General features: G+C 36.5%; 26 protein-coding genes. 4 read left to right on the forward strand and 22 right to left on the reverse strand.

The window, feature by feature from the left end; translation table 11 throughout:
• The 7 genes from RR45_RS09465 to RR45_RS09495 form a co-directional block, all read right to left on the reverse strand.
• Positions 1–727: hypothetical protein (locus RR45_RS09465; protein WP_143465086.1), on the reverse strand; the 727-nt coding region annotated here is incomplete at its 3' end.
• Positions 724–2,448, reverse strand: coding sequence for a DUF3114 domain-containing protein (locus RR45_RS09470; protein ID WP_031365783.1), 1,725 nt, complete (start codon positions 2,446–2,448; stop codon positions 724–726). The genes RR45_RS09465 and RR45_RS09470, both read right to left, overlap by 4 nt.
• Positions 2,439–2,801: a hypothetical protein gene (locus tag RR45_RS09475; protein WP_031365784.1), complete on the reverse strand. Its 363-nt coding sequence runs from the start codon at positions 2,799–2,801 to the stop codon at positions 2,439–2,441. Before RR45_RS09475 ends, RR45_RS09470 begins: the two co-directional genes overlap by 10 nt.
• On the reverse strand, positions 2,795–3,061 hold the full coding sequence (locus RR45_RS09480; RefSeq protein ID WP_031365785.1) for a hypothetical protein: 267 nt from the start codon (positions 3,059–3,061) through the stop codon (positions 2,795–2,797). Before RR45_RS09480 ends, RR45_RS09475 begins: the two co-directional genes overlap by 7 nt.
• A gap of 278 nt (positions 3,062–3,339) precedes the next feature.
• Positions 3,340–4,506 carry an ABC transporter permease gene (locus RR45_RS09485; RefSeq protein ID WP_031365786.1) on the reverse strand — a complete coding sequence of 389 codons (1,167 nt, stop codon included), beginning with the start codon at positions 4,504–4,506 and terminating at the stop codon, positions 3,340–3,342.
• Positions 4,493–5,626 (reverse strand): ABC transporter permease, encoded by a 1,134-nt coding sequence (locus RR45_RS09490; RefSeq protein ID WP_072353394.1) that lies wholly within the window; start codon positions 5,624–5,626, stop codon positions 4,493–4,495. Before RR45_RS09490 ends, RR45_RS09485 begins: the two co-directional genes overlap by 14 nt.
• A 75-nt stretch (positions 5,627–5,701) precedes the next feature.
• On the reverse strand, positions 5,702–6,631 hold the full coding sequence (locus RR45_RS09495) for an ABC transporter ATP-binding protein (RefSeq protein ID WP_031365788.1): 930 nt from the start codon (positions 6,629–6,631) through the stop codon (positions 5,702–5,704).
• A gap of 207 nt (positions 6,632–6,838) precedes the next feature.
• Between RR45_RS09495 and RR45_RS09500 the strand changes: the two genes are divergently transcribed.
• From RR45_RS09500 to RR45_RS09510, 3 genes are all read left to right on the forward strand, one after another.
• Positions 6,839–7,141 (forward strand): hypothetical protein, encoded by a 303-nt coding sequence (locus RR45_RS09500; RefSeq protein ID WP_031365789.1) that lies wholly within the window; start codon positions 6,839–6,841, stop codon positions 7,139–7,141.
• Between the two features lie 80 nt (positions 7,142–7,221).
• Positions 7,222–7,848 carry a sensor histidine kinase gene (locus RR45_RS09505; protein WP_208601300.1) on the forward strand — a complete coding sequence of 209 codons (627 nt, stop codon included), beginning with the start codon at positions 7,222–7,224 and terminating at the stop codon, positions 7,846–7,848.
• Positions 7,849–7,875: 27 nt separating this feature from the next.
• Positions 7,876–8,517 carry a response regulator transcription factor gene (locus RR45_RS09510; RefSeq protein ID WP_031365791.1) on the forward strand — a complete coding sequence of 214 codons (642 nt, stop codon included), beginning with the start codon at positions 7,876–7,878 and terminating at the stop codon, positions 8,515–8,517.
• A gap of 73 nt (positions 8,518–8,590) precedes the next feature.
• Here RR45_RS09510 and RR45_RS09515 read toward each other — a convergent pair whose 3' ends face one another.
• Together RR45_RS09515 and RR45_RS09520 are read right to left on the reverse strand one after the other, a co-directional pair.
• On the reverse strand, positions 8,591–9,682 hold the full coding sequence (locus tag RR45_RS09515; RefSeq protein ID WP_031365792.1) for a DUF871 domain-containing protein: 1,092 nt from the start codon (positions 9,680–9,682) through the stop codon (positions 8,591–8,593).
• A 203-nt stretch (positions 9,683–9,885) separates the two neighbouring features.
• The gene (locus RR45_RS09520) at positions 9,886–10,128 is read right to left on the reverse strand and encodes a DUF4190 domain-containing protein (protein ID WP_031365793.1); all 243 of its coding nucleotides are present in this window, start codon (positions 10,126–10,128) and stop codon (positions 9,886–9,888) included.
• Positions 10,129–10,233: 105 nt separating this feature from the next.
• Between RR45_RS09520 and RR45_RS09525 the strand changes: the two genes are divergently transcribed.
• A complete protein-coding gene (locus RR45_RS09525) occupies positions 10,234–12,801 on the forward strand; it encodes a YfhO family protein (RefSeq protein ID WP_031365794.1) in 2,568 nt (855 codons plus the stop codon).
• A 23-nt stretch (positions 12,802–12,824) separates the two neighbouring features.
• Here the strand turns inward: RR45_RS09525 and RR45_RS09530 are convergent, their stop codons facing one another.
• The 13 genes from RR45_RS09530 to RR45_RS09590 form a co-directional block, all read right to left on the reverse strand.
• Positions 12,825–13,433 (reverse strand): TVP38/TMEM64 family protein, encoded by a 609-nt coding sequence (locus RR45_RS09530; RefSeq protein ID WP_031365795.1) that lies wholly within the window; start codon positions 13,431–13,433, stop codon positions 12,825–12,827.
• Between the two features lie 141 nt (positions 13,434–13,574).
• Positions 13,575–13,967, reverse strand: coding sequence for a CvfD/Ygs/GSP13 family RNA-binding post-transcriptional regulator (locus tag RR45_RS09535; RefSeq protein WP_031365796.1), 393 nt, complete (start codon positions 13,965–13,967; stop codon positions 13,575–13,577).
• Between the two features lie 3 nt (positions 13,968–13,970).
• Positions 13,971–14,561, reverse strand: a complete 591-nt coding sequence (locus RR45_RS09540; protein ID WP_031365797.1) for a peptidylprolyl isomerase — start codon at positions 14,559–14,561, stop codon at positions 13,971–13,973.
• A 35-nt stretch (positions 14,562–14,596) separates the two neighbouring features.
• Positions 14,597–15,397, reverse strand: coding sequence for a Cof-type HAD-IIB family hydrolase (locus RR45_RS09545; protein WP_031365798.1), 801 nt, complete (start codon positions 15,395–15,397; stop codon positions 14,597–14,599).
• 18 nt (positions 15,398–15,415) lie between these two features.
• Positions 15,416–16,045 carry a response regulator gene (locus RR45_RS09550; protein ID WP_031365799.1) on the reverse strand — a complete coding sequence of 210 codons (630 nt, stop codon included), beginning with the start codon at positions 16,043–16,045 and terminating at the stop codon, positions 15,416–15,418.
• Positions 16,046–16,058: 13 nt separating this feature from the next.
• Positions 16,059–17,003, reverse strand: coding sequence for a sensor histidine kinase (locus RR45_RS09555; protein ID WP_072353392.1), 945 nt, complete (start codon positions 17,001–17,003; stop codon positions 16,059–16,061).
• Between the two features lie 9 nt (positions 17,004–17,012).
• The gene (gene liaF / locus RR45_RS09560) at positions 17,013–17,687 is read right to left on the reverse strand and encodes a cell wall-active antibiotics response protein LiaF (RefSeq protein WP_084463333.1); all 675 of its coding nucleotides are present in this window, start codon (positions 17,685–17,687) and stop codon (positions 17,013–17,015) included.
• Positions 17,688–18,000: 313 nt separating this feature from the next.
• Entirely contained in the window at positions 18,001–18,282 is a 282-nt protein-coding gene (locus RR45_RS09565) for a putative quinol monooxygenase (protein WP_031365802.1), read from the reverse strand.
• Between the two features lie 166 nt (positions 18,283–18,448).
• Positions 18,449–18,778, reverse strand: coding sequence for a metal-sulfur cluster assembly factor (locus RR45_RS09570; protein WP_003136980.1), 330 nt, complete (start codon positions 18,776–18,778; stop codon positions 18,449–18,451).
• A gap of 459 nt (positions 18,779–19,237) precedes the next feature.
• Positions 19,238–19,360 carry a hypothetical protein gene (locus tag RR45_RS11545; protein WP_279625285.1) on the reverse strand — a complete coding sequence of 41 codons (123 nt, stop codon included), beginning with the start codon at positions 19,358–19,360 and terminating at the stop codon, positions 19,238–19,240.
• 532 nt (positions 19,361–19,892) lie between these two features.
• Positions 19,893–21,056: an MFS transporter gene (locus RR45_RS09580; RefSeq protein ID WP_031365803.1), complete on the reverse strand. Its 1,164-nt coding sequence runs from the start codon at positions 21,054–21,056 to the stop codon at positions 19,893–19,895.
• A complete protein-coding gene (locus RR45_RS09585) occupies positions 21,053–22,390 on the reverse strand; it encodes a radical SAM/SPASM domain-containing protein (protein WP_031365804.1) in 1,338 nt (445 codons plus the stop codon). The genes RR45_RS09580 and RR45_RS09585 overlap by 4 nt, the downstream gene beginning before the upstream one ends.
• A 235-nt stretch (positions 22,391–22,625) precedes the next feature.
• On the reverse strand, positions 22,626–23,468 hold the full coding sequence (locus tag RR45_RS09590; RefSeq protein WP_031365805.1) for a helix-turn-helix domain-containing protein: 843 nt from the start codon (positions 23,466–23,468) through the stop codon (positions 22,626–22,628).
• Positions 23,469–24,224 lie beyond the last annotated feature (756 nt).

Here is a 24,224-nt window from a genome sequence, read left to right on the forward strand (position 1 = left end):
TTGTCCCATCATCTTCTCTATGCACTGGAAAGTTTGACAAATCAAACATTTTCTCTTTTTTTTCTTGTCCTTCTGGTGTTCTCTCATAAGATTGAGGCTTAACATCTGACGTTAATTTATACTGAGAAAGAAATTCCTCAACTGTATCTGGTAATTTGACATCTGAAATGCGCAAAGCATCGGATGGAGCGCCTTTTAAATCAACAGTATTTATGCGATAATAATCGCCGTGTTTTTCGATAGCTGTCCCCCCCGCAATTTCAAATAATTTTTCTTCTTTTCCAGCCATAAAACTACGAACACTTCCAGTAGCTCCCTTTTTAACATCAATATCTGGCGAAAAAACCAAAGTTTGATAAGAAAGATAAGTTTTTTGAATAAAATTATCTCCCTCTTTTTCATAGGTTCCTGCCTCAATCGAAATAACTTTGTTATCTCCATCTGCTCTATAATATTCTTTAGAGTGTTGTGTATCATCACTAACATACATAAATGTTTTATCATCCAACAATTTTATATAATCAAAACTCTTGTCATTTTCTATCATTTCAGATTTACTCCAAGACATTGTATAGGTTTCACCGATTTTTATTTTTGTAACTTTTTCATTGTTTGACATTGAATTTATTCCTTTCTTGTTCTGATTACAAGACACTAAAATACTCAAAACGCTCATAAACGCTAACAATAAAATCAAGTTGGTAAGAAATTTATCTTTCAATTTCATTTTCCACCTCTAATTTTCTCCAAATCTGTTTTATAAGCTGGTGTTTTTTTATATTCACTTTTTGCTTCTTCTCTCAACTTAGGCTCACAATTTGTTGGAAAGTCCACATCCAAAGAGTCATGTTGCTCGCCACTATTTACAAATTTTCCATTTTCAATCTTAGGGTCGGCATAGTTGGCAGAATCCGTATTGGCTATATTTTGGTAATCGTCTGTGTAACGTTCTGGATTGGTATCATATCGAAGTCCTGTATCATCTTTTTTTAAGTGGTTCCACATGCTAACCGTGTTATTACAATCATGCGTGAAAATGATTTCAATATGATTAGCTGTAATCTTTTCATTTTTAGGATGAGGTTCCTTTTTCTTATTTAATATCCGATTATGGTACCCCGCTGCCGGATTTCCCGGCACAATCTCCATTTCATCCAACCACTTCAAATAAGCAGAAGCTTTCGTTTCCCCCTCGCCGACTGGTAATTTATTATTGATATACTCAACAATCGGTTTATCCAACCAATACCGCATTTGGTGGTCTTTGACATCATCTAACTTTTTATCCTCAGGATATTTGTTTTGAATTAACTTTGAGAAACTATCCGTAAACTCAAAATATTGCGCAACATCTTGCTTTTCTGTCGGGAATTGATACTTCCCATTCATCACATTGTCTAATTGTAAAAAATTATTGTCATCAATATCCGCACCAAGCACTGCATAGACCATATCTAAAGTTTCTTTGGCACACTGTTCCTTGCTAAAATTAGGATTCTTGGCATCATAAGGATAGGCATTTTCGACGACAAAAGTAAACACATCTGAGCCAACCATATGCAAGCGTTTATAAGCTGTATCCACCTCAACCAGAGGATTGTCAAAATTCGCAACATTTTCATCTAAATATTTCAGATAGCTTGCGACACCTGCCTTGCCCCAATGTTCATTTTCAAGCGTTTTTGCTTGTTTATTCACCTTTTCGACATAATCCGCAAAATCTTCATCACTCATATTTTTCGGGCGAGCAATCGAATACGAGCCAAACTCATTTTCTTCAAGCTCGCTCAACCACTTCATATCGCTACCTGTAGGATAATAAGCATAGCCCGCACTGTCTACCCTCGTTTGATTAAAAACAGAAACACCTTTAGAGGCTAAGTTAAAGGCGTCCACACTGTCTGTAAACAAACTAGAAACTTGACTCACAAACTGGTGTAGTCTTTTTAGTCGTTCTTCTTCATGGCGAATAGCCTCTTTCACTTGCTCAATTTGTCTGCTAAGTTCCTGATTATACGGCAATAACCAAGCCTCTAGGACAGCACCAACTAACACTTGACTAAATAAAAACTGTTGATTGACTCTTAATTGTTCTTCCAATTCACGCAAATCACTATTCTTTAAATCTAGTATGCGCATAACTGCCGTTTCATCAATCGCTGGTTCACCATTTAACATCATTTCAGCCGTTTGATAGGCTTGCACATCTGAACGTACATCATCAACTGCGGCAGTATATTTTTGAATGAGCGTATCAATCTTAGAAAACAAATCAGCACCTGCTGTATAAGCTGCACCTGACAAGCCACTGTTTTTGTCACGTACCACTTGTTGAAGATGACTGCTCCCTTTAGATAAACGATTTGTAATATTATCAGCGACAGCCACATTCGCTAATAATTTTTTCATCAACTCTTGCGATTCACTTTGACTATATTTTATTCCCATGGCAAGCTGTTCCTCTCTTTCAATAACTGCTCTCGTTCATCATCTAACTGGTGCATAGCTTTGTGGCGAAGGTGTTCGCCTGTTTCTAATTGCTCATCAAATAGTCTCAAACGTTGTCTAAAATGGTACTGTGTTTCTTCTAAAGCACTATCATATTTTGCATTTCTATCTCGACTTTCTTCTCTCAAAGACATTTCACTTTCGAAATTTCGACGCAAAGTATCACGCGTTCTTGAAAGTTGTTCAAGATAACGACAAAAATCATGTGAAAACTCATCCATTTGTTGCTCATGATGTTGAATTTTGACATTATATTGAAAACGTTCATCTGCACTCTTATCACGATTTACCATTTGTTTGCGTCCTCTCTATCTCTTTGTTCTACCAAACGAGCTAACTCTGGGAACTTATTCGCTTGTGTTAGCACAACTTGACACAAATCGGTTGTGCCTGAAAAAATACTATTACAAATTGTTTGAGCGTTTGTCATAGCAGAGATATCGCTTGAATAACTGGCTTGAAACTGCTCATTTCGTTCTTGGTGAATATCGACACCCACCAATTCTCTCACTGCACTCTCAGCTTGTTCGATGCTACTAGCTATTTGAACCATTTTGTCTCCTTTTTTTATAATACAAAATTAAATTACTATAATTATATAAAATTATTATCACAAAATATCTACTCTTTGTCAAAATTTTATGACGATTTATTTTTGTATTAAATATAAAGATCGCACATTGATTAATTAGGTAAGCCTAAAATCAATGTTTTTCAGGTCTTATGGCCATTAAAAGATACAAAAAGCAGAGTTCTATCAATACGAACTCTGCTTTTAGAATTTATTATTTAGCTATTTTTAATGTTCTTTGTGGCATTCTAACTTTTAAACTAAATTTTCTGCTCTCTCAACTTGCCAACTAGCATGCCTAGACTCAGCAATGCAATGACGAACAACAGCTGAATACCAAAGCCTTTGTAAAGTTCCCATTTTTGTGAGGCATTGAAAGTCGTCTGATAACCAATGAGTTCATTCGTCACTTCATACCAATAGACCGGTAAAAATTGCGTTATTTTTTTAATAGTAGGACTTAAAACAGATAGTGGGACAAACACCCCACAGAGGAAGCTCATCCCCAGCGCAAGAACATTGGTAACGCTTGAGATGATATTGATCCTTTGGATGAGTTTACTTACCAAGAAAGAAAGTGCCAACGAAACCAAGATCATCAAACCGACATTGAGCAAATAATAGGGGAGGTTAGGGTCTGACAAAAATGTCTTAGCACTTAAAATAGTCGGTAGTGCAACGCCACAAATCAACCATAGACCAGTACCGATAACTGCCGCACCTAACATGAGTTGCAAATTCATAGACCGATAAGAAACTGGGGCGCAAAGCATTCTTCTTTTTTTATCTGGTTCCGCATAGATGATTAAGATGATGCCGAGCGAATAGCTGGTCATAGAAATCAAAATATAAGGCAGATATTGGAAAAGATAATTATGGTAGGGCATTTCGCCACCACTTTTATTTTGGGCTATCAGCGTGACTCTGGACTTTTGGCTGTCATAGCGCTGAACTTTTTGAACGGCTTGCGCCACAGTGTCACCACTTTCATGAAGGACTTTAACGCTTTTTAGAAATTGGTCTACTTGACTGGTCACATAGGTACTATCAAATCCTGGTTTATTAATCAGGGTTAAGGGTGTTTGCTTGTCAAAATAGTCTTTTTCAAAACCTTTAGGAATTTTGATGACACTGTAAACATTACTATAATAGAGATTTTCTTGAATCATATCAGGTGTACTAATGTTCAAATCACGCTTAACACTTTGTGTTTTCTCAAGATAGTTTACTAAACTTTTAGAAAGGTCACTCTGGTCTTTATCCTCTATCGCAATGCGTGTACTCATGCTTTTAAAGGTGGATGTTGGTTGATTATCCCCCATTGATAATTGGGTCATAACAGCCATAGCTATGAAAATAACGAGATAGAGACTAACAGATTTAGCTTCTCGTTTGAGTAAAAGTAGAAATCCTTTAAATACTGTCATAACGCTCCCTCCTTAATAGACTAAAAGCTAAGGCAATACAGACGACACTCATTATCGCTAAGGTCCACATATCTCTAGCATAGCGAGCTGGATTATCATAGACACTCAAACAATAAAAGGCATCAGCCAAAAGTGCGGCAGGATTAATACGATTGAGTAGAGGGAAGTACTTTTCGACAATAATCCCCATATTTTCAAACATCAAACCCGCAAAAAATGACGGTACCAAAGTCAAAGCAACGGTCAATCCCATTTTTAGATTTCTTGAAACATGATTAGAGGCACCTAATACGATACCTAAGGAAACACCAATCACACAGCCCATCAGTACCGTCACAATAATTCCTAACATATTATCGCCTAAACTAATACCAAATCCTTTCGTAATATAAAGCGTTAATAGCAAGACACTGACAAAATCAACCGCCAAAATCGTTATGAAATCAACTAAAATCAAAGTAAGTTTTGGCGTTGGCGAAATACTTCTTCTTGCACCCAAGGCAGAAAGATTGGCTTGACTTTCAAAGCTATTGTTCACACCTAAAAAGATACCCGATAAACAAGCGTAAGCAATTAGTGCAAAAAAATATTGCATAAAGCTCGATGTTGTTTTACCATTAGGCGCCACAGCTTTAACCGCTGGTTTCAAATCAGACAGTGCAGCAATGGCTGCTGGGAGGTTTTCAGGATGTGCTTTAGCAATATCGGAAATCATGGCGACATTTTTATTGTAGCTGTCCAAAACAACCTTTAAAATACTGGTACTCAAGCTAGATTTTGTCACAGTCAGACTTAACTCTTGTCCAAGATAAAATAAACCGCTAATTTTGCCAGCCTCTAATTTTTCCTTGGCTACTTTTTCTGTTGGATAAGACTTAATCGTCATCAACTTTTCCTTTTGCATCTCAGTTAGGAAAGCTTTTTGTGTTTCGGTCTGAGCTGATTGATTGCTTACAACCATGGCAATCGGAATTTCGGTTACAACTTCTTCATTCTTAGCTAAATTTCCAAAAGCCATGAAGAAAAAAGTACCTAAAATCATCGGAAAAGCAATCGTCCAAAAAAGAATTGTCCGTTCTCCCAAAGTTTGTTTTAAGCGATAGATCAATAAATGTCTCATGATTGTTCCTCCCTCCCACGCTTTATTTTTACTTGTTTCATATCTATTTCATCTCTCATTATCATACACCAGTCATCAATCCCGAAGTTGCTTTCCAGTAATTTCTAAAAAGACATCATTTAAGGTTGGCAATTCCGACAAAACACGACCAAATGCAATCTCTTGTGCCTGCAAATGTGCGAGAATTCGCACCAAATTGTGCTGGGAACCCGTACAGCGAATCATTAAAGTTCGTCCCTGATAACTCAAATCTAAGACATGCGGTAAGCTATGAATGGCTGCTAAATCAGATTCTTCTAAAACAATATCGTCTATGCTAATCGTTTCACCGACCTTAAGTAAACGCTTCAACTCTTCACTTGAGCCTTCAGCAATCACACGACCATGGTCAATAATGGCAATCCTTGTGCAGATTTGTTCCACCTCTTCCATATAGTGAGAAGTATAAATCACCGTTGTCCCTTGACGATTCAACTCTTGAATACCTTCTAAAATATTGTTGCGACTTTGAGGGTCGACAGCTACCGTCGGTTCATCTAAAATAATGAGTTTGGGTTTATGCGCAATACCACAAGCAATATTCAAGCGACGTAATAAACCGCCTGATAATTTTTTAGGAAACATTTTAACATAATCTGACAGTCCAACAAAGGCAATCGCCTCTTGAACCATTTTTTGACGTCTTGTCTTATCTTTCACATACAAGCCACAAAAATAATCAATATTTTCATAAACTGTCATTTGCTCAAAAACAGCGACATTCTGCATGACAATACCAATCTCTTGTTTTATATCATAACTGTCAACGCGCATCGGTTTTCCAAAAATCGTGATGTCGCCCTTGTCATATTTTAGCAAGGCTAACAAACAGTTAATCGCAGTCGTTTTGCCCGATCCATTAGGACCAAGCAAGCCAAATATCTCACCTTCTTTGATAGCCAAATTTAAGTGGTCAAGCGCTAAGACATCACCGTATCGTTTTACTAAATTTTCAATATGAATCATGAGAATTACCTCCTAAAAAATCATTTATTTATACTTTTATTATAACTAATCATACAAGGCAAAGTAAGTGCTATATGTCAGTCAATCAAGTGACAAATGTCATGAACCTTCGCCACCATCTTAGAAATCGCTAGATTTTAGAACGAATCCAGTGTAAAATGGAGTAACCAATAAAAACTCAAAATTAATTAAGAATGGAGGATAGACATGCGACGTGTAAACGACCAAGTCATCTTGATGATTTACAGTCTAGCTTTGGCTTGTACAATTAAAGTAGATACTTTACTTGTCATTGCACTGCTTATTGCCGTCATTTACCTTGCTTTGATGACACTAACAGAAACAAGTGATTATTGGCGGTATTTGATTGTCACTAGTTTATTTCTCGCTTTTTCTTTCTTCTGTCCACTATGTCTCCTTTTTTCACCACTTGTCATCTATCATTTAATATCACGACAAAATAAACTGTTCCTTGTCATCAGTTTGCTGCTGAAAAAACGCGCCAAATAGACACGCTGACAAATAAGCTTCAAAAAACGCGAGATGATAGTACTGAGCTCACGCTTTTATTACAGGATAAAAACCGTACCTTGAGAGACAAACAAGACTATGAGATTTATGCCGCAACCCTAAAGGAACGGAATCGTATCGCACGTGAGATTCATGATAATGTCGGTCATCTATTATCTCGCGCCATTTTAATCACGGGTGCGATGAAGATGACAAATCAGATTAGCAGTCTCCGTGAGACTTTCGATAGCCTGGATAGTTCCCTAGGGGAGGCGATGGATAGCATCCGAAAAAGCGTCCATGATTTGCACGATGATGCTGTAGATCTTAAAAAATCACTTGAGGAACTTATCACAGATTTTACTTTCTGTCCCGTCGATTTTTCTTATCATATGGCAAAAACCCTCCCACGTGAGGTAAAATATAATGTCATTGCCATTGTCAAAGAGGCGCTCAATAATGTCATTAAACATAGTAATGCCACACTTGTTCGACTAACTGTCTCTGAATTTGAGACACTCTACCAAGTCATCATCGAAGATAACGGCAAAACGCCCTCGCCTGATATCCCTACCAATCCGCTCAATAGCAATACACAAGGTATCGGCTTAATCAATATGACCGAGCGCGTGAAGAAATTAAAGGGTAATATCACTTTTTACAGACAAAATGCCTTTAAAATCTATATCAAAATACCCAAACACTAACCGAAACTACCCTAAAAGGAGCCCAATATGCGTGTTTTAATCGTGGATGATGATCCCCTTATCACTAGCGCTTTAAAAATGATTTTAGAAGTCGACAAAATTGACGTTGTAGGCATTGGCCACGATGGCAGCGAGGCAATTCAACTCTTTGAAACACTCAAGCCGGATATTTTACTCATGGATATTCGAATGACAAAAATGAGCGGACTAGATGCTGCAAAAACGATCCTAGCGCCGCACCCAGATGCTAAAATCTTACTCTTGACCACTTTCTCAGACGACGAGTATATTATTCAGGCACTCAAGTACGGTGTTAAAGGCTATCTCATCAAACAAGATTATAGCAGCATCGTGCCTGCGCTAAATGCTGTCAGCAAATCACAAACCGTCTTTGGAACAGAAATCATCGCTAAAATACCAGGACTCCTACACACCGAACAACCTGACCCACAAGCGAGCTTTAATTATGAAGATTACGGTCTGACTGACAAAGACTATCAATTAATCAGCCTCGTTGCTGATGGCCTCAGTAATAAAGAAATTTCAATTCAAATGTTCCTAAGTGAAGGCACCATTCGCAACTATTTAAGTACCATCCTTGATAAATTAAATTTGCGTGACCGTACACAATTAGCGATATTTTATCTGACCGCTAAAAATGCTAGCTGAATCTAGAAAAAGGCAAATAAAAAACAGATAACAATAAACGTTACCTGTTTTTTTTTTTTTGATATCTTCAAGCTTATTTCACTTCCTCAAACGTGAAACCACTCCAAGGTTGGATATAATCAAGCAAGAACAATTCATCATCAGAAATACGACCGACAACATTGATCTGACCTTGATTTGGCATATCTTTAAGTGCGATTTGTGTTTCACCTTTGTATTGACCGAATGCGACATTGCCAATCAAAATATCACCGCGTTTAATATCTCTGGTATCATGCGCTGGAAATGCTTTATCTTTATGCCACACACGTGTCATGGTTGAGCGTAAGATATATTCACTGCGGTCACCACGATAACTATGCTCGCTCTCAAACAGAACGATACGTTCATTGTCTGTAATTGAGGCGCTTGGCACGATTTTCAAAGCAGGCTCAGCAGCAAAGAAAGCCTCGCTCATGGCTTTGATTTCTGCTTCGCTTGCATAAGCATTGGCAATGGTAATGTCATTGATACCACCCAATAATTTCATATGCTTGACTTGTGTTGCAATATCCAAATCACGGTGACGCTCAAGACTGACAAGACCATCGCTGAAAGGCCAAGGACCAAATGTCGCATCATGTGAATTAACAAACGCCATGGTGTTTAAGTTATACTGATTAAATTTCTTGGTGCAATAAATAAAATGATCCAGTGCCAAGCCAGAATAACGCATTGGATAGAAATTATGACTACCTAATAGGAGTTCAGGATTTGGAGAATAGCTCATAATATTATCCACATAGTTCGTCCCTTGGCTCATGTTGATTTCAACCTTGATACCATAGGGATTGCGTGTCATTTTCGCTTCTTCAGCACCCGTAAAGCCAAGGTCTAAACGGATACCATCAGCTCCCATATCATTGAAAAATGATAAATCATCGTATGATACACCAAGTTGTTCAAAAAGCGCAGGGTTAATATCAACCATTACTTCCATGCCGAGTGAATTAGCATAGTCAACAGGCTTTTTAAACCCTGCAAGGACTTCATCCTTATCACCATTGATTTCGAGTAGACTTGTAAAGACACGTTTAAAACCATATTGATGCGCCAAGTCAAGATAAGCTTTATCCTGTTCAAATGTGCTGCGTTCTGGATAAATAGAAATGCCAAGTTTTCCCATGTGTTTCCTCCATTAGGCGTCTAGCGCCATTGCTTATTAAATCTCATAAAATATGTTTTAAAACTTTTTCAATCTAAAATGAAAACGTTTTATAGTGTCATTATAACAAAAAAAATTGGTCTATGCCAATTTTTTTAAAGTATAAACGATTGATTTAACCAAAGGTTAAATTTAAAATGTTGTATTTTTCTGGTTACCCTACCTTAACCAAAATACCTGAAGAGGAAAAATCCAGTAACAATAAAAACAAGCATCCAAAGAATTGAAATAATTGTACCAAGTTTGGCAAATCGATGGCCTTTCAAATCATGCGCATCAATATGTTCAAAAGCAGTCAAGCTAAAAATCAGTCCTGGCAGGGCTGTGATTGGCATAATCGCCAAAATAAGACCAGCGACAGCGGCCTTACTAATAGGTTGATTTTGCGTAGGTTTCGAATTTCTCATATTAGATTAATTCTACCAAAATTTACAACAAATAACAAGATTGCCTTTCACTTTTCTTATGACCTAGCGCTCTATATTTTTTTCAAAAGATGGTACAATAAACCTATGTCAGCATTTATCAAGAAAAATAAATTAGCGCTACTCATCAGTTTCCTTATCCCCCTCCTTGCAATCGGTATCAACTTTGCCCTCCAGGGCATTTATTGGGGCAGTGATAAGACAGTTTTAGCTGGTGATGCCTATCACCAATACGTTGCTTTTCATGCCCTATTTTCAGATATTTTACACCATGATTCGGGCTTCTTTTATACCTTCACCAGTGGTCTAGGCCTTAATTTTTTAAGTTTTTCATCCTACTATCTAGGCAGCCTACTCATGCCGCTGACCTATTTTTTTAATGCCGCAAACATGCCAGACGGTCTCTATCTCCTTACCCTACTTAAATTCGGATTGATCGGCTTATCTAGCTTCGTCGCCTTCAAAAATATGTATCACTCTCTATCCAATTGGCTCATTATCAGCTTATCCAGTGCCTACACCCTCATGAGTTTCATCGTCAATCAGTCCGAAATCATCATGTGGCTTGATGCTTTCATCTGGATGCCTCTCATTATCTGCGGTCTCCACAGCATGATAGCAAACGGCAAACGGCGACTATATTACATCAGTCTAACCCTACTTTTCATTCAAAACTACTATTTTGGTTTTATGATGGCACTCTTTCTCATCGGCTATTTCTTAGTCAGAATCAGCTTTGACGGCTTGTCTTTCCGTAAATGCCTTGATTTCGTCATCACTTCACTTCTAGCAGGCTGCACCAGTCTCATCATAATTCTACCTATGTATCTGGATTTAAAAGCTAACGGTGAAAGTTTTACCAAAATCACAGAACTGTTTACAGAAAAATCGTGGTATTTTGATGTCTTCGCCAAAAACTTTATTGCAAGCTATGACACCACCCAGTACGGCGCCGTACCAACACTGTACATCGGTCTGTTCCCACTCCTTCTCGCAAGCCTACTCTTTGCCACCAAATCTATCCGCCTGCGTACAAAGTTTGCCTATACTGCCTTACTCGGATTCATCATCGCCTCATTCTATCTGCGCCCACTTGACCTCTTTTGGCAAGGTATGCACACACCGAATATGTTCCTCCATCGTTACAGTTTTGTCTTTAGCCTCTTAATCATTCTCATGGCTGCTGAGACACTTACACGACTATCGGAAATTCGACTACGTTGGCTTGGATTCACTGTGTTTGTTTTAACAGCAGGCTTTACTGCAACAGTCCTCAGCCGACATTATAGCTATGTTAAGAACCTTAATATCTCCTTAACCTTATTATTCGCCCTAGCTTATCTCATTATCCTCATGGCTGATAGAAAAAAATGGCTCTTGCCAAATGCCTTTCCAATTTTTATTAGTGTTTTTATGATTTTCGAATTAGGCATTAATGGCTATTATCAACTCAATGGCATCTCTGAGGAATGGCACTACGCTTCTCGGACTTCTTATGATGAACAAACTAAGAGAATTCTCCCAGCATCCAAAGCGATTGCATCCGATACTGACTTTTATCGGATGGACGAAACTAAGCCAGATACAGCTAATGATGGTATGAAATACGGCTATAAATCTCTGGGACAGTTCTCTTCTGTAAGAAACCGTAAGTCTTCAGCCACACTCAATCTACTCGGTTTTCAATCAACAGGCACCAATCTCAATCTTCGCTATCCCTTAAATACCTTGTTGATGGATTCAATTTTTAATATTCGTTATAACCTCAATACTAGTCAACCTGAAAAATATGGTTTTAATATCGCTCACGCAGATGTTCCCAATCTGACTCAGAATGCTTATGCCTTACCACCAGCTATTTTTGTTGAAAAAGGTTATCAAGATGTCAAATTATCAGATAAAAATATCCTTGAAAATCAGACCAAGTTTGTTAATCAATTGGCAGGAACTGATACAACATTCTTCAAACAATTTTATGTGGATAAAGAATCAACAACAGGGACGATTACTGGAGGCAAGGGTCGCGTCACGCTGACTCAAAAAGGAAGTGAGGACATCACACTCTCCTATATGGTAACAGCACCGGCAGGCGGACAAGCCTATCTAAAATTATCTGATGTGACCTATCAAAATACCGATGCTGAATATGTCAAAGTTAACATCAATGGTCGCATCTTTTATATCAATACTAACGATACGGGTGCCTTTATCAATCTTGGCTATTTTGAACAGGAGACATCCGTCAATATCATACTAACTTTTCCAGAAAATCGTTATGTTAATTTTGACACGACAGAATTTTGGACCATGCCCATCAGCACTTATACATCGACTATACATAAACTCAAAATGAATCAAGTCACAGCCAAAGCTATTAAGAATGGTCTGGTAACCACTGTTACTGCCAATACCAACGGTGATTTATTTCTGACACTACCTTTTGACAAGGGATGGTCTGCCACAGTAGATGACAAGCCGGTTAAAATCCAGCAAGCTCAAACTGGTTTCATGACCATTCCGGTAACTAAGGGAACGCATACAGTCAAGCTTAAGTTTATCCCACAAGGTCTTAAACTTGGTGCTCTCTGCTTTATTCTCGCTTTGATTAGCTTCATCTTTTATGACCGTTATAACAAAAAACACATCAGTCAATAAAAATTTGACTGATGTGTTTTTAACTAGGTCAATAGATTGGCAAGAAACCCACTACCATGGATAAGAATGTAAGAATAGAGGTAGATTGGCAAGGGTTTTCCAATAAAAATCGTAAATAAGAAATATTTCCAGGTCATTTTGGTTTGACTTGAGATTAATACCAAGGCATCATCCGGTGCGACTGGCAACAGAATGGCGATAAAAAACAAAATATCATATTTCTTTTGTCCTTTCTCTACCCACCCCATGTACTTATTATAGTGTTTTTCCTTGATAAAGGTTTTGGCGAGGACAGAGCCATAAACACGTCCCATATGAAATAGAATAATCGAGCCTATGACAATACCAATATAGTTATATAGGAAACCTGTATTGGGGCCGAAAATCATTACGCCTGCTGCAGTCGTAATACCTCCAGGAATAATCGGAATGACGACTTGAATAATTTGTAAACCAATGAAAATGAAAGGCCCTAAGATATAGTGCGCCATGACTAACTCTGATAGCGCATGGGGATCTCGTAAAATATCAATACGATAAAGGTAATAACCGCCAATCAAACAAGCAATAATCTCAAGGATCGAGATAACATTAAAAATTTTCTGGACGATTTTTAAAACCTTTTCATTCATATCTCTCTTTTCCCACCCTATTTACCTTATATAAAAGTCATTGATTTCCTTATTTTCATTATTTGTATCAACTGTTTAAGACACAATGGCACAAGTTCCGTTTGGGTTGCCAAAACTAGCTAGTTACCTCATGTTTCGATACTAAGTAATGATATTTTCTTTACGACTTTTCAAATAAGTCATTTGTTCCTTTGCCCAACCAGATAATTGCTCTGTAAAGGGCTTAAATCCGATTTTATTGGACGGATTATTAAAGTGAAATCTTCGTTGCGCGTGATGTGTTTGCGGCTTTTTTTCGAGGGTTCTCAAACTCAATGAAATCTTTCCGTTAAACTCATCAACATCAATCACTTGCGCTTGACAAGTTTGACCGACCTCAATCACATCATGAATATCTGCCACATACCCTGATTTAATTTCAGAGATATGAATTAAGCCACGATATTTGCCAAACTTGACAAAGGCACCATATTTTTGCAAGCCAGTAATTTCAGCTTTAACAATATCCCCAATTTTGATAGATTTATCATTCATGGTTTATTTTTTCTCTACATCAATGCCGATGATTTCAACATCATTTTCTGGTTTATCTTGGAAACCTGTTGGTTCTTTTGCAATACGATCAAGTGTTTCAAAACTTTCAGCATTTGCTAATTGGCCAAAAACAGTATGACGGCCATCCAAATGTGGGGTCCCACCAGCTGTGTAGATTTCAGCAATTTCTTCTGGCCAACCACCTTTGACAAGAGCAGATTTATCGTAAGGTAGGTTTTCATTTTGAACGATGAAAAATTGGCTGCCATTTGTATTCGGACCAGCATTGGCCATTGAAAGCGCACCACGGATGTTGAAGACATTTTCAGAGAATTCATCTTCAAATTTTTCACCATAGATTGATTCACCACCCATGCCTGTCCCAGTTGGATCGCCACCTTGAATCATGAAATCACGGATGATACGGTGGAAAATCACACCATTATAATAGCCTTTTTCAGCCAACTCAACAAAGTTTTTTACTGTTTTAGGTGCTAAATCATCAAACAATTTAACCTTTAAATCACCAAGATTAGTGTGAATTGTTGCGACTGTACCAGTATAGTTTTCTAAATCTGTTTGTGGGTAAGTGATTGTCATATTATTTTTCCTCTTTTAATTTATTATATTTATAAGATATTTAGAGCTTTCAAAGCTTTTTCTATACCATCATTTTCAACGGTATCAGTGATATAATCTGCCATTTTCATAATTTTCGGGTGAGAAACTTTCATCGCAACTGAAAGTCCACCAAGGTCAAACAGTTCAACATCATTGAGTTCGTCACCAAAGTTCATGACATTGTCAACACTGAGCCTTAATTGTTCAAGAACGCGACGAACACCTTCAGCTTTACTCCCTGTCATTGGAACAATGTCAGATGAATGCTGATGCCAGCGAACCATTCGAACCTGTTTTGCCAAATTATCAGGCAAGACAAGCTGATCATCTTGTTCAGATAGAGTTAACATCTGATAAACAGCGTGAGTCTGATAAAAATCTGGATCAACTGATAATTTACCATAGACAGGTGTAATCGCGTCACTCATCAGATCTGTCCATTTCGATGCCACGACCGCATCAGAACCGTAAAAGACATGATCAACATCAGAACGCTCTAACCAAGTAACGAGGTTCGTCACAACAGTTTCTGGTAAAGGTTTATCGTAAATAATTTGACCTTTACCATCAGCTACATAAGCACCGTTTGCTGTCACAAAAAAGTCTGGATTAAGTGCACGAATTTCCGGTACGACACCAAATAAGTTACGGCCCGTAGCAATCCCTGTCAAAATTCCTTTTTCACGAAGTGCAGCAAAGACTTGTGGAATAGACGCTGGCATATAACCGGTATCTTTCACACGTAACGTATCATCAATATCAAAAAAAATGATTTTAATGTCTTTTGCTCTATTTAGTAATTTTTCCATGTTTTTATTATATCATTTTCAAGCAATTTTGTGCTTAATGGCATATATTGCTGCTTGCGTCCGATCCTCTACTTGTAACTTGGATAAGATATTAGAGACATGCGTTTTTACAGTTTTTAGTGAAATATAAAGTTCATCAGCAATTTCTTGATTAGACAATCCCTTAGCAATTTCTTTTAGAACCTCCGATTCACGCGCCGTCAAATCTTCATATAACTCTGGTTGCGCATGTCGTTTTTCATAAATTTTAGCTCGCACACTGTCCGAAAGGACATCTTGACCTTCAGCAATTTTGCGAACAGATGCCGCAATTTCATGCGCTTGAGATGTTTTCAAAATGTAGCCTTTAACACCAGCTTCAAGCGCTGGAAATATCTTTTCATCATCCAAAAAACTTGTTAAAATTAAAATTTTAACCTCTGGATTTTCAGATAAAATAGCTTTTGAGGCAGCAATACCATCCATTTCCTCCATGACCAAATCCATCAAAATGACATCCGGTCGATGTTGCCTGGCTTTCTGAATACCATCTAACCCATTGACCGCCTCTGCCACGACGATTAAGTCTTCCTGCATATTCAGATAGCTTGATAGCCCAAGGCGCACCATTTGGTGGTCATCTACTAGCATGACTGTTATTTTTTCCATATCCATTCCTAACTTATTTTACCTTGGGGATTATAATTTTAACGACTGTTCCAGATCCAGGTGCAGAATTCAATTCAACTGTCCCACCCAAAGAAAGTGTCCGCTCCCTAATATTTTTCAACCCTTGACTAGCCGTCTTAGTTACTGTCGGATCAAACCCAACACCATCATCCTTAACCACGAGCACCAAAGTCCCAGCTGTTTGACTAAAGGAAATATGGATATTTTGTGCTTTGGCATGACGTAACGTATTAGATAACAATTCTTGAGTCATTCGGAAAATGTTGTTTTCAATATTTTTATCGGCTTTAATTTCCGCAATATTCGCTGATATTTTCGCTGATATTTTCGCTTGGAGTTCATCTATTAGTGCATTTAAACCTTCAGTCAAGGTCTTATCTGCCAACTCTGATGGCCGTAAATGCAATAGTAATGCTCGCATCTCATCTTGTGCTTCATGCAAAATTTTCAGCGTCAAAGTTGCTTGACTCGTGATTTGTTTCGAAGTCAGGTTCGGATTATCAACCACAGACGATAAAATCATCGTCGCCGCAAATAATTCTTGACTGACTGAATCATGCAATTCTCGAGAAATCCGAATGCGCTCAGTCTCAACAATCGCTGCCTGCTCAATATTTTGAGCGACAGAGAGAGTTTGCAACTCCAGAGACATCTCCTGCATACGCTTAGATAAGCCTTGTAGGATATCAAGTTCTGGTTTTTCGTTATTTAGGATTTTATCAATATCCTGTGTCAAACGTGACTTCTCCTCGCCATATTGCAATAAGAAGAAGCTAGCATAGACCAGCGTTAAAACCGCCGAGACAGTTAGGGTGAGCCAAGACGTTTTGACATCAAATAAATTGATATCCAGTAAGCTCAGGAGCGCAATAATTGCGCCCAAGGTCATCAAGAACCAAGTGATGAAACTCGCGACAATACTACGTTTTAAAATCATATTGCCTGCCTATCCTTTGACAACTTCAACATTACCGCGCCCAACATGAACAGTAATCCGAATACGTTTATCAGATGTGCCAAATTCATCCGTCATATATCTGACATGCTCTGTATTAACCTTGGTAATGTCATCAAAAATCTTGACGACGCCTGAAAGTGCCGTAACATCAAGCATGACAGCAACATCATCAGGTACGATAATCTTTGTATTACCTGAGGCTTTTTTAATCATCAAATCATTCCCTGTGGATTGAAAAGTCGTACAACCTAAATCAATGACATCATTACCTGACAGGCGAGACACCGTATTTTCAGATTGGTTATCAAAAATAGCACGACGCTCAAAGCTTGTCTCTTCTGATTTGAAAGCCCTAGGGTCGTTCACTGAAGTGTAGGTCGTGCCTGACGATTTCCAAAAAAGAATCGCAGCAATAACTGGAAAGAGCAGAGCCAACCAAGTATAGCCATTTGCTACAAACATAATCAAAGCGACAACACCAAACCCAATGGCAATTTGTTGTAGGATTTTTTGTGCAGTCCATGAGTTTACGCGACTAGAGAGATAGCCTAAAAATAGTCCAATCCCAAGAACAATCAGAAAGAATGGATTTCTAACTAGCGAAATCCCCAAGAGCACTAGCAACAAAATTTCTATGATAATAAAAAGCTTAAATTTATTCATACTCCTATTTTACCATTTTAAACGTCAAAAAAATCAGTCCAATGGCTGATTTGAGATTATATAAAACACCAAAATGTTAGAACAAGCGCAAATATGCCGACAGCAACATACATTTTGATTTTTAAATATTTTTAGATCCATCGGTTCTATTCTGTTAGTGGCATCCCGATAAATCATCGTTATCCCTAACGCTACCTATAACAGAAAAATATTAACTAACATGATAACTCTTATGACTAGGAGAGGGCTTCCTCTCAAGAGTACATCAAAACGCCTTCAGTCTATTGTGATTAAAGTCTAAATGTTACAGAATTTAGTCGTTCATGACGCTAATTTCTGGTTTTTGTGACAGATACTCTGGCACTTTTGTAGCAAATGCTAAAAGTGTTTGGTTCTTATTATGATTTTCTAGTGCTTGCGCATCTGACCATTTTTCAATCATCATAAAGACGTTTGGTTCAGTATGTGATTCGAATAAATCGTAAGCAAGACATCCAGCATCAGTTTGGCTGGCTTGAATTAAGTTTAAAATATCTTCTAAAAAGTTTTCTCTTTTTTCTGGTTTAATAGTAAATTTTGCATTGACTATTTTCATAGTTATCCCCTTTATTTTTTATTACATAAATTTTTTGATGTATCAACAGTTGACCAGTCAATTATATCTCATCACTCTTAAATTGTAAAAAAATTCAACTCTCTTTTTTCAAAAAAAGCCTGCTTGCATCGTTATTGATACAAACAGGATTCTTTATTTCATAAACTTATCTAATGCCCAAAGCAATCCGCGCATAGCGAGACATTTTGTCAACAGACCATGCTGGATACCAGACCAACTTAACTTCCGTTTCAGTGACTTCTGGCACTTCTTTCATAGCGTCGTGGATTTGATCCGTCAAAAGATCAGCAAGCGGACAACCCATTGTTGTCAAAGTCATTTGAATTTCAGTACGACCACTATCTTCAAATTCAATGGCATAAACAAGCCCTAGGTTAATAATATCAACCCCTAATTCAGGGTCAATAACGCTTTCCAACGCCGAGAGAATTCTATCTTTAATTTTTTCCACTTCTTCTGGTGTATAATTTGCCATTGTTTCGTCCTCAACCTTTCACTGTACCATTACTGAATATTACCATTCTACCAAATTTTATTAATTTTGACAAATATGTTTGACTATAAACTTTTCCTGATTCAGTTAGTCAGGAAAAGCATATCAATTTCTCTGAAATCATTTCAATCTCTAGGTTGTCTTGTCCCCCACCACACCATTGATATTAATCAATTTGTCCTTGCAAACACATCCCCTTTCTTAGGATTATACATCACTTGAATGCGTTCATCCTGGATGATATGCTTTCAAATAATACATAATTGAATGGTGAACACCCTCGATACCTACAATCACAATATCGTGTGATTCAATATTCTTGAAAACGCCTTTTTCTCTCTTTTCGTAAGGGTATCTAAAGTGGCATATTTCATGAATGGTGCATCTCAGATAAATAGTGTTTGCCACGTTTAGCGTTGTTAACTAAAACGGTTAGTTCTTTCACAATTTTGGCAACATCCTGAGATGAAAACGTAGCGGTTCCTGATTTTTAGGCTGTTTCTGAATCATTTTTTTTTGATAATCTTGACGTGCCATTTTACGTGTATCAGAGAGTGTAGACATGATATAGACTAAAATAGCACATTTTCTCTCAGAACTCATGATAACCTTAATAGCCCCATCATTTTTTAGGTAAGCAGTACAAGGCTTTCGTTCATCAACCTTCAAAGGAAAAACGATAGCCGTTTGTATATCATGAAACTACCATACTTCACCGGTTTTCAAAGCATAGCCATAGCGAGACTAAGTCTTTTGGCTCCCATTTCTCAAGAATTTTTCATAGTGCATCAGTAGCGTGTGAGCGTATCAAATAACGACAAATCTTCTGTTTCTAAGCGCTTTTGTAAATGTACCAATAATTCATAAACAGAGAAATTTTCTAAAGTAAGCAAACACCTCAAAAAACAAGCAAGAAAATACCTTCCTAGCTTGTCCTCAAAATGAAGTCAACCGAGGTTGACTTGCTTAGTCTGTTATTTGTTAGCATACATGCAAACACTTTCTGAAACGATTACTTCCGTTTCAGAAACAACAATTTTTTCATTGATGGCTTTCATAGTACTTCTCCTTTCATTTCATATTTATATTAAATCGACTAATATGTCGCTAATACCTTTTTGAAGATAAGACCATTAATACAAGTAAGGCTAATTGATAAAAATATTGCTATCATAAAAGTTGTCTGAAATCCTACTTTTTCAATCAAATAACCAAATAAAGGGTTCATAGTTAAACCAACCAGTGCAAACAATAAACTTCTAATACTCATCACTGTCGCACGAATATGATTTTCCAAGTGTTCATGAAAAATTTTTGAAAAAATTGGAGCATAAGAACAAAATATAACGCTAGTCATAATGTAGCATACAATACCTAACTTGACATCCTTAGAGATGGCGAACAGAAATAAAACGCCTAAAGCAATCAAAGGACCACCTAACAGTATATATCTAACTGGAAATTTTTTTAACAACTTATACGCCCAAATACCGAGAATAGCAGAGCCTATCAACTGTAAAGTTGTAAGTACTCCTATTGTAGAAATAGGGACGCTTTGACTAGATAAATAGTTGATATAAAATACACCTATTGGTAGAAAAGCAATGGCATAAGTAAAATCTACACCTAATATATATGTCACGATTTTATGCTGATTTAAATACTCAAAAATATAGCTTATTTTGATGATTTTATTTGCTTCAGCCTGCTCAGAAATCGCTTTAAGACGTCTTACCAACAAATAAACGAGTAATATCTGAACCACTATGGACACGATATAAATCCAATAGAAATCAAAACTAGCAACTATTCCTGCCAAAAGACTTGATAAACCCATACCTACATAAAACAAAACTCGCGTTACTGAATTAATCTGTTCCAAAGTTCTTGTCTTAGTTGCAAGCATCTCCTCAATAAGCAGAGCATCCAAAGCTCCTGATGATAGGGTATAAGCAATGCCACCTACTATCATAGCAAGGGTAAAACCTAACATATTAGGAAAGCATAACGCAAGAACCATACCCACTATCTCAAGTAAAACACTTACTACCACACTCCGTTTCTTTCCAAATTTATCTGCTACATAACCTGTCGGTAACTCTGATACTAGTTTTGTCACTTGGAAAATTGACATCAAAAGTCCAATATGAAAAAAATTAATCCCCTCATGAGTAAAATATAGTGTTTGAACACTGCTCACCAGATTAAAACAAGCTAAAAAATAGATAAAATAGAGAAGAGTAGGTCGCTTTTGAATCATTTAGCTAACCTCCCTTTAAGCTGTGCCTTAATTATTTGATAAAAATCAATACAGCGTTCCTTTTTAGCATCATCTGCACTAGTCATAACATGACTTAAACATCCTCCGCCACAAATATAACGATATTTACAAGATTGACATTTTGTAAGTGTCTTAATATTACGATTTTTCCAAAGTGCATCTTGTTGTCTATTTAGAGATAGCGCTTTGCCATATGTACCAATTTTAAAGTTAGCATTACCAATACCAAACCAACATTTATAGATATTTCCTTTATAATCAAAAATATACTGGTTATTAGTCGCACTACAATTTCTAAATTTCATCTCAAATTGTTGATTCTGGAATACTGTATCCATAAAACTACTTGCATGAAATTTTTTATCAAATAACGCCATCTGAGGATGCTTTTCATTTAACAGCTGAATCTCCTCTATACAGACTATCTCATCAATAATACCACCATCACCAAGACAACCTCCATCTTGCATTGGGTAGACATAAGGAACTAAATTATCATTTTCTCCAAAATAATCCAATAACTCCTTTGCTAAATTTGGTAAATCCACTAAATTGTCTTTATCTAAATTGACACGTAAATAAATTTTTAGATTTCTTGAAAGTGCTAATTCAATATTTTGGAATATTTTTTCATAACTTCCATTACCGTTTTTATAAATTCGTCTATTGTCATGAATTTCTTTACTTCCATCTAAAGTAATTTGAATACTCTGACATTCAAAACGAATTAGCTCATCCAAATAAACATCTAAATCTGTCCCATTAGTTATCACATTAAAACTGTAACCATGATTAGTAATCTGATTCATAATCTCTGAAACTTGTTCATAATTTTGCGCAAGTAATGGTTCTCCACCCATGAGCGTAATATAAACATCTTTATCATTAAAATCAAAATCTTTCTTTGATTGCGTCACAATCTCATCAATAGAATTTAAACATTGTTCAATCCACTCAATATTAGAGCTCATATTTTCTGTGATTTTATAAGCAGCTTCAAAACAATAACCACAGGATAAATTACAGCGATAGGTAGGAATAATTAGAAAATTAGGAACTACTTTTTTAGATGCTAATACCTCATCAATTAACGCAACTTCTTTTTGAAATTTTTTTTGATTTTGAAAGAGGTATTTTCTATCAAAAAGACATTTAAGAGCTGTTCCATCTAATGCTTCAAATTTTCTTCTGGAAATTACTTGATATGTAGATTTATCTATAATATCACAAGCACCGCTCATATAATTTAGCATAATATATTTTTCTCCGTACTTAAAGAAATCTAAATACGGATTCAAGTATAAATTAGACATATTCACTCCCTTCAAACTTATAAAACTAGTGTATCATACCAAAATTCCTAAATTTAAAAAAGTGCATATTTGCACCACCTTAAGAAAGAGTGGTGCAAATATGCACTTCATCAAATGATAAATTGACCTTATGTTAAAATAAACATATCAAGCAAGAGAAAGGAGTTACTCATGTTTAATTTATTGTGCTCACTTATATGGTTTTATCATAGTTAAGTTACAACCACCTGAAACATTAGCAAGACTTTTCAATAAACATTGCTAAACGTTTCGCTATACCAGTCGCACCGTATCGAGTTAAATTTTGAATATCGTCCTGTATCTCTTCCAAAAGTTCAGGACTTTTTTCTTGTTTATACAAAGAAAATTTTTCAAAAAGATAAAGGATAATCTTTTCTTCTATATCCCACTCTGTAATAAACTGATTGATAGATTCCTTCAATTTATCAGCATAGCGATAGCTACTGTGACAAACTAAGTGAACATATAAATTCAACAAAGTTTTTTTAACTGTCTCTGCATTAGCAGTTATTATCTTTGAATATTCGTCGCTCTTGAGTATATCTTGCCCTATATCATAAGCATCAGCATCTTCCAACACCTCTAAGCATTGAGCAAAAACATTAACCTCATGAATCGTCCATTGCTTAATTTCAGTAAAATGTCCTCCAATAAACTGACGTTCAGAGTTCGTCACTAACATCTCGTCTGATAAATCAAAAATCGCACATTTAACCAAAATATTAAAGATTTTATCCTGTTTTTTATTCGCTCTAGGTTTCAGTAACTTTTTCAAGCCCTCTGTATCTTCAATGATGATGTAGCGACTCATTTTTTGATTGAAAATCTGTAAACGATTCGGCTGATAATTACCATGTGATACAAAAAATTCTGTTGGTGTCATATCAAGACCGTTTATTGCTAGCAAGAGTTTATCTGCCCGTAAAACTGTTTCACCATTTTCAAAACGTGAAATTAATGAGTGATTACAGTAGGCAGATTCCACATCACGCTGCGTATAACCTAGTCTTTCTCGTGTTTCCCTATAAAATGCTCCTAATTCTAGTTCTGTCGTCATTCATCACGCTCCCTTAGTCATTCACAAAACAGAAGTTGAGTAGATAACATAGGTAAGCGTTTTCTTTTTAGTGTACTTGCTACTTGCTACTTGCTACTTGCTACTAAATTATACACGTTATTTTAATGAATGTCAAAAATTATTATAATGTATCATGGCAACATTATAATAATTCCGTATAAAAAGAAATCGCTGACAAAACATACGGTGGGGCTGTTTCACTTGCTTTATCACCACTGAGTTCCGATAGAAAGCTGTCAACTTGTTCTAATTTTTTTGGTTTTGTGATAATAGTTTAGCATAGGCAGTCGTTGTTCTGAAAGTTCTGCCTGTAAGGTCAAATTTTGTTGCGCAAATACATCTTTATCAGATTTTGCTTGTCTCGTTTTTGTTCTTCATTCTCAATTTCTTTTTTCAGCTGATGCACTGTTTTTTCCCAATATTAACAATTTTTTTCTTACTTTTTCGACTGCATGATTGGATTGGTTAGACTATTTATTTTTAGGGTTGAACCCTTTATACGTGATTTTAAGCGACTTTTAGCTTTCTCAATTAAAGCTTGTCTCTTATCTTGGTTTTCTCTCACTTGTTCAATAAAATTTCGCTTTTTATAAACTTTAGATTGACCATTACAACCCCCTTACTAAATTCAAAACACTTTCAAAAAATTGTCTGGATTTTAAATTTTTATATATTATAACGTAAGTTTGTTATACATGATGTTATGGTTCTTTGTCAAATCGTGTGGGAAAATAG

The sequence above is a fragment of the Pseudolactococcus chungangensis CAU 28 = DSM 22330 genome (assembly GCF_002441885.1).
Classification (GTDB): Bacteria; Bacillota; Bacilli; order Lactobacillales; family Streptococcaceae; genus Pseudolactococcus; species Pseudolactococcus chungangensis.

What these genes read in the sequence shown, in the direction of transcription:
- RR45_RS09555 (WP_072353392.1), bottom strand. Translation starts at nt 17,003, where the DNA reads ATGATTTTAAAACGTAGTATTGTCGCGAGTTTCATCACTTGGTTCTTG.
- RR45_RS09515 (WP_031365792.1), bottom strand. Translation starts at nt 9,682, where the DNA reads ATGGGAAAACTTGGCATTTCTATTTATCCAGAACGCAGCACATTTGAA.
- RR45_RS09470 (WP_031365783.1), bottom strand. Translation starts at nt 2,448, where the DNA reads ATGGGAATAAAATATAGTCAAAGTGAATCGCAAGAGTTGATGAAAAAA.
- RR45_RS09535 (WP_031365796.1), bottom strand. Translation starts at nt 13,967, where the DNA reads ATGAATGATAAATCTATCAAAATTGGGGATATTGTTAAAGCTGAAATT.
- RR45_RS09520 (WP_031365793.1), bottom strand. Translation starts at nt 10,128, where the DNA reads ATGAGAAATTCGAAACCTACGCAAAATCAACCTATTAGTAAGGCCGCT.
- RR45_RS09485 (WP_031365786.1), bottom strand. Translation starts at nt 4,506, where the DNA reads ATGACAGTATTTAAAGGATTTCTACTTTTACTCAAACGAGAAGCTAAA.
- RR45_RS09525 (WP_031365794.1), top strand. Translation starts at nt 10,234, where the DNA reads ATGTCAGCATTTATCAAGAAAAATAAATTAGCGCTACTCATCAGTTTC.
- RR45_RS09585 (WP_031365804.1), bottom strand. Translation starts at nt 22,390, where the DNA reads ATGTCTAATTTATACTTGAATCCGTATTTAGATTTCTTTAAGTACGGA.
- RR45_RS09495 (WP_031365788.1), bottom strand. Translation starts at nt 6,631, where the DNA reads ATGATTCATATTGAAAATTTAGTAAAACGATACGGTGATGTCTTAGCG.
- RR45_RS09530 (WP_031365795.1), bottom strand. Translation starts at nt 13,433, where the DNA reads ATGAATGAAAAGGTTTTAAAAATCGTCCAGAAAATTTTTAATGTTATC.
- RR45_RS09545 (WP_031365798.1), bottom strand. Translation starts at nt 15,397, where the DNA reads ATGGAAAAATTACTAAATAGAGCAAAAGACATTAAAATCATTTTTTTT.
- RR45_RS09510 (WP_031365791.1), top strand. Translation starts at nt 7,876, where the DNA reads ATGCGTGTTTTAATCGTGGATGATGATCCCCTTATCACTAGCGCTTTA.
- RR45_RS09475 (WP_031365784.1), bottom strand. Translation starts at nt 2,801, where the DNA reads ATGGTAAATCGTGATAAGAGTGCAGATGAACGTTTTCAATATAATGTC.
- RR45_RS09500 (WP_031365789.1), top strand. Translation starts at nt 6,839, where the DNA reads ATGCGACGTGTAAACGACCAAGTCATCTTGATGATTTACAGTCTAGCT.
- RR45_RS09550 (WP_031365799.1), bottom strand. Translation starts at nt 16,045, where the DNA reads ATGGAAAAAATAACAGTCATGCTAGTAGATGACCACCAAATGGTGCGC.
- RR45_RS09570 (WP_003136980.1), bottom strand. Translation starts at nt 18,778, where the DNA reads ATGGCAAATTATACACCAGAAGAAGTGGAAAAAATTAAAGATAGAATT.
- liaF (WP_084463333.1), bottom strand. Translation starts at nt 17,687, where the DNA reads ATGAATAAATTTAAGCTTTTTATTATCATAGAAATTTTGTTGCTAGTG.
- RR45_RS09490 (WP_072353394.1), bottom strand. Translation starts at nt 5,626, where the DNA reads ATGAGACATTTATTGATCTATCGCTTAAAACAAACTTTGGGAGAACGG.
- RR45_RS11545 (WP_279625285.1), bottom strand. Translation starts at nt 19,360, where the DNA reads ATGTCTACACTCTCTGATACACGTAAAATGGCACGTCAAGATTATCAA.
- RR45_RS09590 (WP_031365805.1), bottom strand. Translation starts at nt 23,468, where the DNA reads ATGACGACAGAACTAGAATTAGGAGCATTTTATAGGGAAACACGAGAA.
- RR45_RS09580 (WP_031365803.1), bottom strand. Translation starts at nt 21,056, where the DNA reads ATGATTCAAAAGCGACCTACTCTTCTCTATTTTATCTATTTTTTAGCT.
- RR45_RS09480 (WP_031365785.1), bottom strand. Translation starts at nt 3,061, where the DNA reads ATGGTTCAAATAGCTAGTAGCATCGAACAAGCTGAGAGTGCAGTGAGA.
- RR45_RS09565 (WP_031365802.1), bottom strand. Translation starts at nt 18,282, where the DNA reads ATGAAAATAGTCAATGCAAAATTTACTATTAAACCAGAAAAAAGAGAA.